15 protein-coding genes are annotated in these 14,285 nt (G+C 65.3%); 9 read left to right on the top strand and 6 right to left on the bottom strand.

Annotated elements, in window-relative coordinates:
- Positions 1-17: 17 nt before the first annotated feature.
- From DPM33_RS07900 to nhaA, 5 genes are all read left to right on the top strand, one after another.
- On the top strand, positions 18-908 hold the full coding sequence (locus DPM33_RS07900; RefSeq protein WP_112096864.1) for a DMT family transporter: 891 nt from the start codon (positions 18-20) through the stop codon (positions 906-908).
- A gap of 56 nt (positions 909-964) precedes the next feature.
- On the top strand, positions 965-3,427 hold the full coding sequence (gene hrpB / locus DPM33_RS07895) for an ATP-dependent helicase HrpB (RefSeq protein WP_112096863.1): 2,463 nt from the start codon (positions 965-967) through the stop codon (positions 3,425-3,427).
- A 264-nt stretch (positions 3,428-3,691) separates the two neighbouring features.
- Complete coding sequence (locus tag DPM33_RS07890) at positions 3,692-5,017, top strand: ActS/PrrB/RegB family redox-sensitive histidine kinase (protein ID WP_112096862.1); 1,326 nt, start codon at positions 3,692-3,694, stop codon at positions 5,015-5,017.
- Between the two features lie 269 nt (positions 5,018-5,286).
- Entirely contained in the window at positions 5,287-5,850 is a 564-nt protein-coding gene (locus DPM33_RS07885; protein ID WP_040993706.1) for an ActR/PrrA/RegA family redox response regulator transcription factor, read from the top strand.
- Between the two features lie 321 nt (positions 5,851-6,171).
- On the top strand, positions 6,172-7,362 hold the full coding sequence (nhaA, locus tag DPM33_RS07880; RefSeq protein WP_112097264.1) for a Na+/H+ antiporter NhaA: 1,191 nt from the start codon (positions 6,172-6,174) through the stop codon (positions 7,360-7,362).
- Positions 7,363-7,368: 6 nt separating this feature from the next.
- Here nhaA and DPM33_RS07875 read toward each other — a convergent pair whose 3' ends face one another.
- The 3 genes from DPM33_RS07875 to DPM33_RS07865 form a co-directional block, all read right to left on the bottom strand.
- On the bottom strand, positions 7,369-8,415 hold the full coding sequence (locus DPM33_RS07875; protein ID WP_112096861.1) for an RNA polymerase subunit sigma-70: 1,047 nt from the start codon (positions 8,413-8,415) through the stop codon (positions 7,369-7,371).
- Between the two features lie 42 nt (positions 8,416-8,457).
- Complete coding sequence (locus DPM33_RS07870; RefSeq protein ID WP_112096860.1) at positions 8,458-9,204, bottom strand: SDR family NAD(P)-dependent oxidoreductase; 747 nt, start codon at positions 9,202-9,204, stop codon at positions 8,458-8,460.
- Positions 9,205-9,384: 180 nt separating this feature from the next.
- Positions 9,385-9,885, bottom strand: coding sequence for an MmcB family DNA repair protein (locus tag DPM33_RS07865; protein ID WP_164772367.1), 501 nt, complete (start codon positions 9,883-9,885; stop codon positions 9,385-9,387).
- Between the two features lie 237 nt (positions 9,886-10,122).
- Here DPM33_RS07865 and DPM33_RS36140 point away from each other — a divergent pair, with 237 nt between their 5' ends.
- A complete protein-coding gene (locus DPM33_RS36140) occupies positions 10,123-10,347 on the top strand; it encodes a hypothetical protein (protein ID WP_112096858.1) in 225 nt (74 codons plus the stop codon).
- A gap of 138 nt (positions 10,348-10,485) precedes the next feature.
- Positions 10,486-10,887 (top strand): hypothetical protein, encoded by a 402-nt coding sequence (locus DPM33_RS35780; RefSeq protein ID WP_146770219.1) that lies wholly within the window; start codon positions 10,486-10,488, stop codon positions 10,885-10,887.
- Between the two features lie 47 nt (positions 10,888-10,934).
- On the opposite strand, the gene DPM33_RS07855 is transcribed toward DPM33_RS35780, so the two are convergent.
- Positions 10,935-11,156: a hypothetical protein gene (locus tag DPM33_RS07855; protein WP_112096857.1), complete on the bottom strand. Its 222-nt coding sequence runs from the start codon at positions 11,154-11,156 to the stop codon at positions 10,935-10,937.
- 169 nt (positions 11,157-11,325) lie between these two features.
- On the opposite strand from DPM33_RS07855, the gene DPM33_RS07850 reads away from it, so the two are divergent.
- Positions 11,326-11,796, top strand: coding sequence for a nucleoside deaminase (locus DPM33_RS07850; protein WP_167448988.1), 471 nt, complete (start codon positions 11,326-11,328; stop codon positions 11,794-11,796).
- 13 nt (positions 11,797-11,809) lie between these two features.
- Here the strand turns inward: DPM33_RS07850 and cueR are convergent, their stop codons facing one another.
- On the bottom strand, positions 11,810-12,199 hold the full coding sequence (cueR, locus tag DPM33_RS07845; RefSeq protein ID WP_112096855.1) for a Cu(I)-responsive transcriptional regulator: 390 nt from the start codon (positions 12,197-12,199) through the stop codon (positions 11,810-11,812).
- A gap of 226 nt (positions 12,200-12,425) precedes the next feature.
- Between cueR and DPM33_RS07840 the strand changes: the two genes are divergently transcribed.
- Positions 12,426-13,043, top strand: coding sequence for a L,D-transpeptidase (locus tag DPM33_RS07840; protein WP_112096854.1), 618 nt, complete (start codon positions 12,426-12,428; stop codon positions 13,041-13,043).
- A 335-nt stretch (positions 13,044-13,378) separates the two neighbouring features.
- On the opposite strand, the gene DPM33_RS07835 is transcribed toward DPM33_RS07840, so the two are convergent.
- Positions 13,379-13,948, bottom strand: a complete 570-nt coding sequence (locus DPM33_RS07835) for a NifU family protein (protein ID WP_112096853.1) — start codon at positions 13,946-13,948, stop codon at positions 13,379-13,381.
- Positions 13,949-14,285: the final 337 nt, after the last annotated feature.

Raw genomic sequence — 14,285 nt, 5'->3', positions numbered from 1 at the left:
TCTCCCGGAAATGGAACGTGCCGAACGGAATCCTGCTCGCCCTGATCGCCTATGCAAGCTATTCGTTCAGCGACGGGGTCATCAAGAGCCTGGGCGGGCAGTTCACCGTCTTCGAGATCGGCTTCTTCTCGACCTTGTTTGCCGGCTGCTTTCTGTTCTTCACCAAGCCCAGGGACGAACGCTGGCGCGACTTTTGGCGCACCAAACGGCCATGGGCGGTGCAGGCGCGCGCCTTGTCCGGCATCGCGTCGGGCGTGCTCAGCGTCTTTGCCTTCACCACCATTCCGCTGGCGGAGGTCTACGCGCTGATCTTCCTGGCGCCGTTGCTGGTCACCGTCCTGTCGACGCTGATCTTGAAGGAAAGGGTCGGCCCCTGGCGGTGGCTGGCCGTGGTCGCCGGCTTTGTCGGTGTCATGCTGGTGGTGCGGCCGGGCTTTCGCGAACTGCATCTCGGTCATCTCGCCGCCTTTGCCAATGCCTTCCTTGCCGCCACCAGCGTCATCCTGATGCGCTCGCTCGCCCAGCGGGAAAAGCGCACGACGATCCTCGGCGCGCTGGTCGGCTATGGGCTGGTCTTCAACGGGGTAGGCGCGGCCGCGACGTCATTCTCGCTGCCCGGTCTCGGACAGCTGGTCTGGCTGATGCTGGCCGGCCTTTTCACCGCCGGCGGACAGCTGCTGCAGCTGCTCGCCGTCAAATACGCGCCGGCCAACCGCATTGCGCCGACGCATTATTCGCAGATCGTCTGGGCGGTCATCCTCGGCGCGCTGTTCTTCCAGGAATATCCCGACTGGCTGTCATTGGTCGGCCTGGCGGTGGTCGGCGCGTCCGGCCTTCTGACGATGGTGCGCGAAGAAGTCAGGCTCGGCACCGTGCGCTGGAACCCGTTTTCGCGCACCAGGCTTTGACCGTGCACCGGTCCGGCAAGTTGCATGGCGACCGAGACCCCTGATATGCGGGCGACATGACGACGAAATCCTTGCCGGAGCTTCCGGTCACCGCCGTGCTGCCGGCACTTGGCGAAGCGCTCTCGCGGCGCAACAGCGCCGCGCTGGTGGCACCGCCCGGCGCCGGCAAGACGACGCTGGTGCCGCTGGCGCTGCTCGACGCGCCATGGCTGGGGCAGGGCCGGATCGTGCTGCTGGAACCGCGCCGGCTCGCCGCCCGCGCCGCCGCTCGCCGCATGGCCGAATTGCTGGGTGAGGAGCCGGGCGGCATCGTCGGCTACGCCATGCGCATGGAGAACCGCACCTCGGCGCGGACAAAAATCCTGGTCGTCACCGAAGGCGTGCTCTCCCGCATGATCCTCGACGACCCGGAGCTGCCCGGCGTCTCGGCGGTGATCTTCGACGAATTCCACGAACGCTCGCTCGACGGCGATTTCGGCCTGGCGCTTGCGCTCGATGTGCAGGGCGCGCTGCGGCCCGATCTGCGATTGCTGGTCATGTCGGCGACGCTCGACGGCGCGCGCGTCGCGAGGCTTCTGGCACAGGCGCCGGTGATCGAAAGCGAGGGCCGCGCCTTCCCGGTCGAGATCCGTTACGACGAACGTCCCGCCGGCCTGGCGATCGAGGATGCCATGGCCAAGGCGATCCGCTCTGCGTTGGCCGCCGAGCAGGGCAGTGTGCTCGCCTTCCTGCCCGGACAGCGCGAGATCGAGCGCACCGCCGAACGGCTCGCCGGCAATGTCTCCGCCGACACCGACATCGTGCCGCTCTACGGCCAGCTCGACAACAAGGCGCAGGACGCCGCCATCAAGCCGGCGCCGGCGGGCCGCCGCAAGGTGGTGCTGGCGACCTCGATCGCCGAGACCTCCATCACCATCGACGGCGTGCGCGTCGTCATCGATTCCGGTCTGTCGCGGCTGCCGCGCTACGAGCCGGCGAGCGGCCTGACGCGGCTCGAAACGGTGCGCGTCAGCAAAGCATCGGCCGATCAGCGCGCCGGTCGCGCCGGCCGCACCCAGCCCGGCCTGGCCGTCCGCTTGTGGCGCGCCGAGCAGACGGCGTCGCTGCCCGCCTTCACGCCGCCGGAAATCCTCGAGGCCGATCTGTCCGGTCTGCTGCTCGACTGTGCCGCTTTCGGTGTCGCCGATCCGTCGAGCCTTTCGTTCCTCGATCCGCCGCCGGCGCCGGCACTCAGCGAGGCGCGCGTGTTGCTCAAGGCGCTGCACGCCATCGACGATGCCGGCCGGCTGACCGAGGCGGGCGCCGCCATGCGCAAGTTGGCGCTGCCGGTGCGGCTGGCGCATATGGTCGCCGAGGCGGCGAAGACCGGCCATGCGCGGGAAGCGGCGACGCTCGCCGTGCTTTTGACCGAGCGCGGGCTGGGCGGCGACAGCGCCGACCTGGAGCGCCGGCTGATGCGTTTCGGCGGTGAAAGATCGCCGCGCGCCAATGCCGCCCGGCAATTGGCCGAACGCCTGGCCAGGCAGGCTGGCGGAGAAAGAACCGACACCCCAGCCGGCACCGGTTCGCTGCTCATCCATGCCTGGCCGGACCGCGTCGCCAGGGCGCGCGGCGAGCGCGGCCGGTTCGTCCTCGCCAACGGTTCGGGCGCCATGGTCGATGCCGCCGATCCGCTCGCCAATGAAACCTGGCTTGTCGTCGCCGACCTGCAGGGCAAGGCACAGAACGCCCGCATCACCGCTGCCGCGCCGGTCGACGAAGCCGATATCCGTGCCGCCCTTGCCGATCGCATCGAGACCAGGCGCGGGACGAGCTTCGACCGCGAGCGACGCGCCGTGCGGGTGCGCGAAATCGCGCGGCTCGGTGCCATCACGCTGTCCGAGCGGATGCTGCCGGCGCCGTCGGGCGCCGATGCCGACCGCGCCATCCTGGATGCACTGCGCGAGCACGGCCTGTCGCTGCTCGACTGGGGCAAGGAGGCGGAAACACTCCGACAGCGGCTTGGCTGGCTCAATCGCGGCCTGGGCGCGCCATGGCCGGACGTTTCGGACGAGGCCCTTCTCGAGCGCCTCGACGACTGGCTGCTGCCGTTCCTCGCCGGCGATGCCTCCTTCGCGGCCATCAAGCCGGCGACGCTGTCGTCGGCGCTCATGGCGCTGGTCCCGCACGACCTGCAGCGGAAGGTCGACACGCTGGCGCCGACGCATTTCGACGCGCCTTCGGGCAGCCATGTGCCGATCCGCTATGACGGCGAATGGCCGGTGCTGGCGATCCGCGTGCAGGAGCTGTTCGGCCTGGACAAGCATCCGGCCATCGCCAACGGCACCGTGCCGCTGACGCTCGAATTGCTGTCGCCGGCGCACCGGCCGATCCAGACGACGCGCGATCTTCCCGGCTTCTGGCGCGGCTCCTGGGCGGATGTGCGCACCGACATGCGCGGCCGCTACCCCAGGCATGTCTGGCCGGAAAACCCGCTGCTTGCGGCCGCCACCAGCCGTGCCAAGCCGCGCGGGACGTAGGTTCGTGCCGCTTCGGCGGGCCATTCGCGCCAGTGGGCAATGTGCGTTGGTGATTGGCGCAAACGCCCATCACTTCGTCATCCACGGGTCTGCGCTCCGCTTCGCATCGCTCCGTAGATGACGAAGTCGCGAGACGCCTCGGCAAATTCCGAATGTTCGTGATGGTGAACCGAAACGAACCATGAAACACCGGCTGCCAACCCGATTAAGTCGCCCTAACGGGGCTACTAGCGCTTACCCTCCTGCGGCTATAATCGTAAGTCGATGATCAACATCCTGCGCGCGCCCGATTCCCAGCAGAGCCAGCGGCTGCGGCTCAACACGCTGATCCGCCTGCGCTGGCTGGCCATCGTCGGTCAGAGCCTGACCGTGCTCGTCGTCGCCTACGGGCTGAAATTCCCGCTGCCGGTGTCGGTGTGCTTTGCGCTGATCGCCTGCTCGGCCTGGATGAACCTATGGCTCACCTTCCGCTACCCGGCTGCGCACCGCCTGACACCGCTCTCGGCCTTCGCCATCCTGACTTTCGACGGCATCCAGCTCACCGGACTGCTCTATATGACCGGCGGCCTGACCAATCCGTTTTGCGTGCTGCTTTCCGTGCCGGTCGTCATCTCGGCCGCCTCGTTGCCTCTGCGGCTCACCGCGGTGCTGGGCGCGCTGGTGATGATTGCCGCCACGCTTCTGGTGTTCTTCCACTTGCCGCTGCCCTGGTATGAGGGCTCGCCGCTGCCGATGCCGTTCATCTATGTCGCCGGCATGTGGATGGCGGTGTTCGCCTCGATCGCCTTCACCGCCATCTATGCCTTCCGCGTCGCGGCTGAAGCGCGCCTGCTCGCCAACGCCTTGGCCGCCACCGAACTGGTGCTGCAGCGCGAGCAGCACCTGTCGGCGCTGGACGGGCTGGCCGCCGCCGCCGCGCATGAGCTCGGCACGCCTTTGGCCACCATCACCGTCGTCGCCAAGGAGATGGAAAAGGCACTCGGCAAGGACCCGAAATATGGCGAGGACGTCAAGCTCTTGCGCTCGCAGAGCGAACGCTGCCGCGAGATCCTGAAGCGTCTGACCAGCCTGTCCTCGGAAGGTGAAGCGCATCTGTCGCGCATGCCGCTTACATCGCTGGTCGAGGAAGTGACCGCGCCACACCGCGATTTCGGCATTTCGATCCGGCTGCGGCCCGGCGAGCGCATCGGTCCGGAACCGGTCGGCCAGCGCAGCCCCGGCGTCATCTACGGTCTCGGCAATCTGGTCGAGAACGCCGTCGATTTCGCCAAGAAGACCGTCACCGTGAGCTGGAGCTGGGACGACGAGCACGTGACCTTTTCCATCACCGATGACGGCCCGGGCTTTCCGCCCGAGATCATCGACCGCATCGGCGAGCCGTATATGTCGACGCGGCAGGGCACGGAGGCCGGAGGCGGCCTGGGGCTCGGGCTGTTCATTGCCAAGACCTTGCTGGAACGGTCGGGCGCCAGCATCGATTTCCGCAATTCGAGCGGACTCGGCGAGGGCGCTGTCGTGCAGATCGCCTGGCCGCGCGGCCTCTTCCTCAACCAGGACCAGGCGTCGGCCACCATGTTCGACAATGCCTAAAGCAATTCCAGGAAAAGTGCGCAGCGGTTTTCCGTCCGGAATTGCGATACTCTGAACGAACCCTTTCGATTACCGCATGGCAGCTCTGTTGCCGGCTGTAAAAATTGGACATTGCTGTCGCGGAACTGTATCTGCGTAAAAGTAAGGCATTTCGCCCAAAACCGTGCAGCGGTGTTGGGGAACGACGTGCCCGGAAACAAGGACTTAAGGCATATTCGCTAGAATCCGTTTTGATGCGAAATGGTCTTGGTCAGTAGGATGCCGATAAGATGAGCGGAGACGAAACGACTGGCGCAATGGTCGAGGGCGAGGACACCTCGCTGCTCATCGTCGAGGACGACAAGCCGTTCCTCACCCGGCTTGCCCGCGCCATGGAAACCCGGGGCTTCGTGGTCGAGACGGCGGAGAGCGTGGAGGAGGCGGTCGCCAAGGCGCGCGCCCATCCGCCGGCCTATGCGGTGGTCGACATGCGGCTCGGCGACGGCAACGGCCTCGATGTCGTTGCGGCCATCCGCGAAAAGCGCGACGACGCCCGCGCCATCATCCTGACCGGCTACGGCAACATCGCCACCGCGGTGACGGCGGTGAAGCTCGGCGCCGTCGATTACCTGTCCAAGCCCGCCGATGCCGACGACGTCTTCGCCGCGCTCACCCGCACCTCCGGCGAACGCGCGGCACCCCCGGAAAACCCGATGTCGGCCGACCGCGTGCGCTGGGAGCACATCCAGCGCGTCTACGAAATGTGCGACCGCAACGTTTCCGAGACGGCACGCCGCCTCAACATGCATCGCAGGACGCTGCAGCGGATACTGGCCAAACGGGCGCCGCGTTAGTTGCCTCGAACGCGACTGGCGGTGACAAAGACCACCAATCGCCGAAAGCCTGCACTGCCCCTCATCGCCCTGCCGGGCACTTCTCCCCGTATAGTGACGGGGAGAAGGGGCTGGCCGCAACGCCGGCTCCGCTCCGCAACGTTGGAGATTGGCGAAATCCTGCGCGAGAGCGCTCTGCTCCCCGTTCACGGGGAGAAGATGCCGGCAGGCAGATGAGGGGCAGCGCTGACGTTCGCAAATTTGTGACTCTTGCCCCGCGGAAGGGCTTTGCGCATCATCGCCAATGATGCCGACCGGGAAACCGGCAACGGAGGGGGGACCATGCGAGACGAGCGGCCAAAATCGATCCTGCGCGAATTCCTCGACGGCGAGGCGGCCGGCGGCATCATCCTGATGGTGGCTGCTGCCCTTGCGCTCATCGTCGCCAACTCGCCTTTGGCCGCGACCTATTTCGCCGTCCTTCACGCTTATCTCGGGCCGCTCAGCGTCTCGCATTGGATCAATGACGGGCTGATGGCGGTGTTCTTCCTGCTGGTCGGGCTGGAGATCAAGCGCGAGATGCTGGACGGGCAGCTCTCGACCTGGCCGCGACGTGTGCTGCCCGGCATCGCCGCCGCCGGCGGCATGGTGGTTCCCGCGTTGGTCTATGTCGCCATCAACCGTGACAATCCTGCCGCGATCGGCGGCTGGGCGATCCCGACCGCCACCGACATCGCCTTCGCGCTCGGTGTGCTCTCGCTGCTCGGCAGCCGCGTGCCGGCCTCGCTGAAAGTCTTCCTCACCGCTCTGGCCATCATCGACGATCTCGGCGCCGTCATCATCATCGCGCTGTTCTATACCAGCGGCCTTTCGCTCGCCTATCTGGCGGCCGCCTTCGTCGTCATCGCCCTGCTCATCGTGCTCAACCGCATGCGGGCGATGAAGCTCTGGCCCTACCTGCTGCTCGGCGCGCTGCTGTGGGTACTGGTGCTGAAGTCGGGTGTGCATGCCACGCTGGCCGGCGTGGCGCTGGCGCTCACCATCCCGCTCGAACGTTCACCCGGCATCAGCCACGAAACAGAACATTCGCCCCTGCACCGCCTCGAGCACGGCCTGCACAAGCTGGTGCCCTTCCTCGTCATCCCGATCTTCGGCTTCGCCAATGCCGGCGTCTCGCTTGGCGGCCTGAGCTTCGCGGCACTTGTCGAGCCGCTGACGCTCGGCGTCGCCGCCGGCCTGGTTGTCGGCAAGCTGGTCGGTGTCTTCGGCCTATCGGCGCTCGCGATCCGGTTCGGCCTCGCCGATCTGCCGGTCAATGCCGGCTGGCTGCATATGCTGGGCATTTCACTGCTTTGCGGCATCGGCTTCACCATGAGCCTGTTCATCGGCTTGCTCGCCTTCGCCGGCGACCCGGCGCTCCAGGACGCCGTGAAAGTCGGCATCCTTGCGGGTTCGCTGATTGCCGCGCTGCTGGGCGCTGCGGCGCTGCTCATGGCGCCAGCGGCCGGCGGCGCGGAAGAGGATCTGGGCTAGAACGTCTCAGGGGGCAACAGGCTCCGGCGGCAGGCCAAAGGCCGCAAACAAACCGGGGCCGAGCGGCGGGACATAGATCGTCAGCGAAGCGATCTTGCCGTCGGTGGGTTCGATGACATGCAGCGAATGCGGCCGCCATATCGAATCCTGATGGCCGCGCGCGTAAACGCCCACCGCCGGCTGGGCGTTGGCGCCGATAGCCACCGCTCGATAGCCGGCGAAATTCCCCCAGACGCTCCCCAGGAAAGCGCCGATTGCCGTGCGCCCGCTATACCATTCAAGCCATGGCGGCATGTGGTAGATGGCGTCCTCGCGCAGCAGGTCGACGAGCCCGTCCAGATTGTCGGCCTGCCAGGCCTCCATATAGCGTTCGAGCAGCAGGCCTTCGTCCGGGCTGGGCCGCGATCGTTCCGGCTGCCGTCCCTGGGCATAGCGTTCGCCAAGCGTCGCGCGAGCCCGCTGCAGGGCGCTGTTGATCGAAGCAGTCGATCCGCCCAGCAATTGCGCGGTCTCGGTCGCGGACCATCCGAGCACGTCGCAGAGCAGCAGGGCGGCGCGCTGCCTTGGCGGCAGCAGCTGGATCGCCGCGACGAAGGCGAGCCGCACGGTCTCGCGGGCCTCGTAGCGCGCTTCCGGACCGGGCCGGTCGTCGGCAATGTCGGGCAGTTCCGCGTCCGGATATGGCTCCAGCCAGGCCAAGTCGGTGGCCGGTCCGCCGGCCGCCCTGCCTTCGGCCGGCGGCCGCCCGGGTTGCTCGAGAATACGCCGCGCCGACGACCGTGCCTTGATGGCATTGAGGCAGCTGTTGGTGGCGATGCTGTAGAGCCAGCCGCGCGCCGAGCCGCGTCCGTCGAATTGCGACAACCCGCGCCAGGCCTTGAGGAGCGTCTCTTGGACGAGATCGTCCGCCTCGCTGAGCGAGCCCATCATCCGGTAGCAATGGAGCTTGAGCTCGCGGCGGTGGGCGACGCTCAGGCGCTCGAAGGCCGGCCGGTCGAGGACCGGCTGGCCTGACCGGCCCAAAGGCACGATGGGGCCGGGAGCGTCAGTCATGGGAAGCCCGGGGAGTTGAATTGCGCCGGCATCCTGCGCGCCTCATGCCGCCGCCGCAAGGCCGCTGCCGCTCACGCTAAAGGAACTCCCCTGCGGCTTGCCTGTCGCGAGCTCGACCACCGCACGTCCGACATCGTCCGGCGTCTGCATGTCGCTCATGCTTGCCAGGAAGTCGGCCGGGCGGATGCCCATATAGGCCGCAATACTTTCGATGCCGCGATCGCCGACCCCTGTGCCCGGCATGATGCGGGCTGGCGAAAGCGCCATGAAGCGCAGGCCGAGGCCGAGCCTGTCCGATTCCTTCTGGCAGTGGCCAGCCAGAAATATCTGCATGCGCTTGGCGCCGGCATAGCCGCCGGAATTCGGCGGTCCGCCGCTGATGGCCGCGCCGCTGGCGATCAGCAGCACCCGGCTGCCTGCTTTGAGCCGACCCTTGAGGGCTTCCCGGCAGAACAGGAACGACGCCTTGACGTCCATCTCCCAGTTGGCGGAAAAAACCTCCCAGCTCTGCTCCTGTATCGGCGCGGCAGGGGCGAGCGCGCCCGCGCAGACCACCAGCACGTCGGGCGCCAGCGCATCGAAGACCGCTTGCGGCGCACTTTCCGCCGTCGCGTCCACGCTAAGGGTTTTCAGGCCCGGGCGTTCCCAGGCGACTTGCTTGAGGTCGGCGGCGCCACGGGCAACGGCAAGCACGGTCGCTCCCTCGCCAAGCGCAGCTTCCACGATCGAGCGGCCGACGCCCCGGCTGCCTCCGACGACGACGACATTCTGATTCTGCAACGATTTCATATGATCACCTCTTTCCAGGCCGCCGGCCATCCGGACGCGCCTGTTGGTGAAGACAATCGGGATCAGCCGAAATCATCGCTGCGGAATGAAAATTCTTCGCCGGCCTTTGACAACGGTCGGTTTGAACGCCGGCCTGACGCTACACGTCAGCGGCAAGACCCGGCACGCCGCTGCGAAGATCTACTCGCTTTCGCCATCCAGGGCCGGCACCGCGACACCGGCAAGCTCGGCTGCCAGCAGCCGCGCGGCGCCCGCACGCGCGATCCGCAGCATCAGCGCCTTGCGCGTCGCCGCCGCCATGCGGTGCTCGGGCGCATCGCGCAGGATCTCCGCCCCATAGCCGTCGGAGAGGATGAAGCCGCATTCCTCGGGAAAGATGTCTTGTGGAACGCCGGGGTGGGTGGCGAAGAAGAAGCGGTCGGAATGCAGCCGGTAGTCCGGCCATTTGCGGTCGACCCGGAAATCCTCGATCGAGGATTTGATCTCGATGATCCAGATGTCGCCCTGCCTGGTCAGCGCCACGAGGTCGGCGCGCCGCCCGGTGGCCAGGGAAAGCTCAGGCAGCACATGCGCGCCCATTTCGGTCAGCAGCCGCTGCACGCCGCGCCGAACCAGCATGGCGCGTTCCGACTGGCGGCCGTCGATCAGCGGGTTGAGGGGAATCGGGGAAACAATGGGCATGGCAGGCACCATGCCAGATTTTGTTCACGGTTTGAACCTTGGATTGTAGGGTTCATGTATTTCACAGGCCAACCACCAACGGAACCAACCAAGCCCGCCTGAATTGAGGGTCTTGGCGGGTGGTCGGTCCCTCAGCGGGTGGAACCATTTGCCGGCCCGTCGCTAGTCACCCCTCAATGGCCAGCGGCGGGCTTCCCGACCAGTCATGGGCCGTAACCATATCTGAATGCCCCCAGAATGATCATCTGTGACGTCTTTGTGAGCAACTGGCCCGCAACATATGACGACTGTTACCGGTACGGCGCGATGGACCATCGCCACGAAGACGACAGACACGACCCGATATCGGTCTTCGACCTCGAGGCTCTGCGAGAGGCGCTCCGCCAGACACTCCGCGACAATGGCGCGGAAGCCGCTGAATGGTCCGAGCCAGCCAAATGCCTTTTTGAAGAGCGTTGGTGAAGACCGACCAACCTTTGCCTGGCGCGGGTCCCAGGTTCGCGGGCCGGTGCACCTGGACTCGTGGCGCTCAGGGCTTGCGACCTCAGGCCAATAGATTAGACATATCTAATATGCTACGGCTGGCACGAGGGGATTTTCATGTATCGGCTGGGCAGACATATTACATGGGTTTGGCTTGCTTTCGCTGGCGATGCTGACGCCCACGACTGGTATACAGGCAAGACCGACCCCGTTTTGCTCTACAAATGTTGTGGAGATAAGGATTGCCACCCGATAGAGCCACGCGATGTCAGGGCGACAAAGGATGGCTATTACGTCAGGGTGCCGCGCCCGAGTTATATGAATGAACCGCAGGAAGCGGAATGGTTCATTCCAAGAGCACGGGTCCAAGCCGCGCCGGATGATCGATACCATATCTGCGAACGTTTGATGACGTTTTACCGGACGGTCACCCCACACTTGAAGTTCGAGGCTTATCAACGGTTCAGGTGGACGTGCTTCTTCGTGCCGATGGGCACCGGTTCAATCACGCCAGATTAGAAATCATTTCGGCGCGCCCCCAAACCACCGGACGAAGGCTGCATCCCTTACTGCGGGCCCTTCGCTCGAAATTCATCCGCCAGAAGCCGGGCCAGGTGGTCGCGGCTCAGGCTCAGCGTCTCTTTCAGGAACCACAGGAAGTTGCGCGGGCCTTCCGTCGGCAGGCCGCTTTCCTCTGCCTGGGTGATCACCGCGCGCTGGCGCTCGATCCGCTGTTCGATCTCGCGGATGTGCTGTTCGACACGTTCGATGTCTTCCTGGATGCCCATGGCCCATGATGGCGACGAAGACACGCAAAATCCAGAGCGATCCAGCTCCGACCAGAGTATAGATCGGGATCCTCGCAAGCGGTACACTTGAAACGGTGGCGCAAGAGAAGATTAGCTCTTGCTAATCATGTCCGCTTGGCGGCAATCTCGCCGTGAAAGGGATCTTGCCATGACCCGTGATCAGATGCTCGCTCACCTCCGGTCCGCCGACGCCGTAGCGCGGGAAGCGGCGGCGCATGGGCATCATCCGTTCGGCTGCGTGCTTGTCGGGCCGGACGATCAGGTGCTGATGCGGCAGGGCAACCTCGACACGGTGCGCCATGCCGAGACCGAGCTCGCCCGCCGCGCCGCGGCGGCCTACGAGCCGGAGTTCCTGTGGCAATGCACGCTGGTCTCGACCGGCGAGCCCTGCGCGATGTGCGCCGGCACCATGTATTGGGCCAATATCGGGCGGCTGGTCTACGGCTTCGAGGAAACCGATCTCCTGGCGCTCACCGGGGGTCACGCGGAGAATCCGACGATGAGCCTGCCCTCGCGCACCGTCTTCGCCTCAGGCCAGAAAAAGATCGAGGTCTTTGGTCCGCTCCCCGAAATCGCCGACGAGATGCTCGCCCCGCACCGCGATTTCTGGAAGCGCTGAACGCCGTCCGGCCTCAGGCCGCTCCCGCCATATCGTCCAGGATCGGGCAGTCCGGCCGGTCGTCACCGTGGCAGGCATGGATCAGCTTCTGCAGCGTCGAGCGCATCGACTGCAATTCGCGCACCTTCTCCTCGATCGCCCTGACATGGGCGGCGGCGATCTCGCGCACGTCGTGGCTGGCGCGCTCGCGATCCTGATAGAGCGCCATCAGCTGCCTGCAATCGTCGATTGAGAAACCCAGATTGCGCGCGCGGCGCAGGAAGGCGAGCCGGTGGATGTCGTCGCCGGAGTAGTCGCGATAGCCGTTATCGGCCCGTGCCGGACGGATCAGCCCGATCTCCTCGTAATAGCGAATGGTCTTGGCCGGCAGGCCGGAACGCTCGGCGGCATCACCGACATTCATGGCGCTCTCCTCGGGTCTCAGGCGGCTCTCAAGTCGCCCCATTGATTTTGCTTCACAATCCTGTGAGGCCTGTTGCGGAAATGCCGCAGTTCGGCATCTACCGGCATGTAAGGCCTTGCATATAGGCAGTGCGCGCTTGGCAAGCAAAAGAAATGCCAGCATGAATGATGGCAACAAGGCGGCCGACTCGTGCCGCTGATTTAGAGACAGGGCGTCGGACCTATTCATGCGCTTGAAGTCACTTGCAATCCTCGCCGCTCTTGCGCTGTCGACCGCGGTCAGCGGCTGCAGCACCATCGGCGGGCAGTTCTTCACCAACAACTATGGCGCGATGACCGATGCCGGCTATCAGCTGCCGCGCATCCCGATCGAGAAGGTTCCCGCCAGGTTCCACCGCCAGGAAGTGCGGTATGATTCTCCGGAGAAGCCCGGCACCATCATCGTCGATACCCAGAACAAGTTCCTCTACTTCATCGAGGGCGACGGCTTGGCGATGCGCTACGGCATCGGCGTCGGCCGCGAGGGTTTCGAGTGGCACGGCACGGCCCATATCGCGCTGAAGCGCGAATGGCCGACGTGGACGCCGCCCTCGCAGATGATCAAGCGTCAGCCCGAGCTTGCCAAATTCGCCGGCGGCATGGAGCCGGGCCTGAAGAACCCGCTCGGCGCGCGCGCCATGTATCTCTTCAACAAGGGCGGCGACATGGGCTACCGCCTGCATGGCAGCCCGGAATGGTTCTCGATCGGCAAGGCGATGTCGTCGGGCTGCATCCGGCTGATGAACCAGGACATTATCGATCTCTACGACCGCACGTCGGTCGGCGCCAAGGTCATCGTGATGTGATCACGAAGGCCACGGCGAAAAGCTTTTGCAAGCGGACCGTCTAGGCAACAACAAGACGTCCAAAAACAGAAAACCGGGCTGTTGGGGCCCGGTTTTTTGTTTTGTGGTTTGCTTGAATATCGCGGCGCGACGCCCTTTTGAGAGTTCGCCCTGCTGAATCCATTGGCTTGGTTTTCGAGAACCGGCCTACGCCGGCCGTAGCCTTCATCGGGCGGAGACGCTTATGAGGGCTTCGGCCGGCGAAGGCCGGAGCGGAGCGTACATTGAAGTACGTGAGCACCGGAAGCGCAGAAAACCGAGCCAGATGGTCAGCAGGGTAGAACTATCAATGGGCGTCAGGCGACCTGCTCGACCTGCTGGACTTCCGGAACGAAGTGACGAAGCAGGTTCTGGATGCCGTGCTTCAGCGTCGCCGTCGACGACGGACAGCCGGCGCAGGCGCCCTTCATGTGCAGGAACACGGTGCCGTTCTCGAAGCCGCGGAAGGTGATGTCGCCGCCGTCCTGGGCAACCGCCGGGCGCACGCGCGTGTCGAGCAGCTCCTTGATGGTCAGCACCAGCTCCTCATCGGCCTTGTCGTAGAACTCGCCGCTCTCGCCGGCATCGCTCGCCGGGGCGGTCGAGGCCATGACCGGCGCGCCGGACATGAAGTGTTCCATGATGGCGCCGAGGATGGCGGGCTTCAGGTGCTGCCAGTCCGGGCCGTCCTTGGTCACGGTGATGAAATCATAGCCGAAGAAGACGCCGGTGACGCCCGGGATTTCGAACAGCCGGCCGGCCAGTGGCGAGGCCTCCGCCGCGGCGTCGGCGTTGCGGAAATCGGCGGTGCCTTCGCGCAGCACTTCCTTGCCGGGAAGAAACTTCAGCGTCGCCGGGTTCGGCGTCGATTCGGTCTGGATGAACATGGGTATCTCCAGGCCCTTCGCGGGCCGATAGTTTGGAATGGTTCTAAATAGGCTCTATCGGCTGGACATTCAAGCGAAACGCGTCGCCCGAACGGCTGGTTGGCGGAATGTTTTTTCGACCCCCTCATCCACTCGAGATGTGTTGAGATTCAGGTCAGGCCGAGTCGAGAACGGTGGTTTCGAGAACCGGCCTACGCCGGCCGTAGCCTTCATGGAGCGGAGGCATTTATGAGGGCTTCGGCCGGCAAAGGCCGGAGCGGAGCCTACTTGAAGTACGCGAGCACCGGAAGCGCGGGAAACCGCCGTTCGCAGGCCGGCCTCACCTGAATATCAGCAC

It is taken from the genome of Mesorhizobium hawassense, assembly GCF_003289945.1.
Taxonomy (GTDB): domain Bacteria; phylum Pseudomonadota; class Alphaproteobacteria; order Rhizobiales; family Rhizobiaceae; genus Mesorhizobium; species Mesorhizobium hawassense.
The sequence above is the reverse complement of the archived record's forward strand: the minus strand, read 5'-3'. Positions and strand labels throughout refer to the sequence as shown.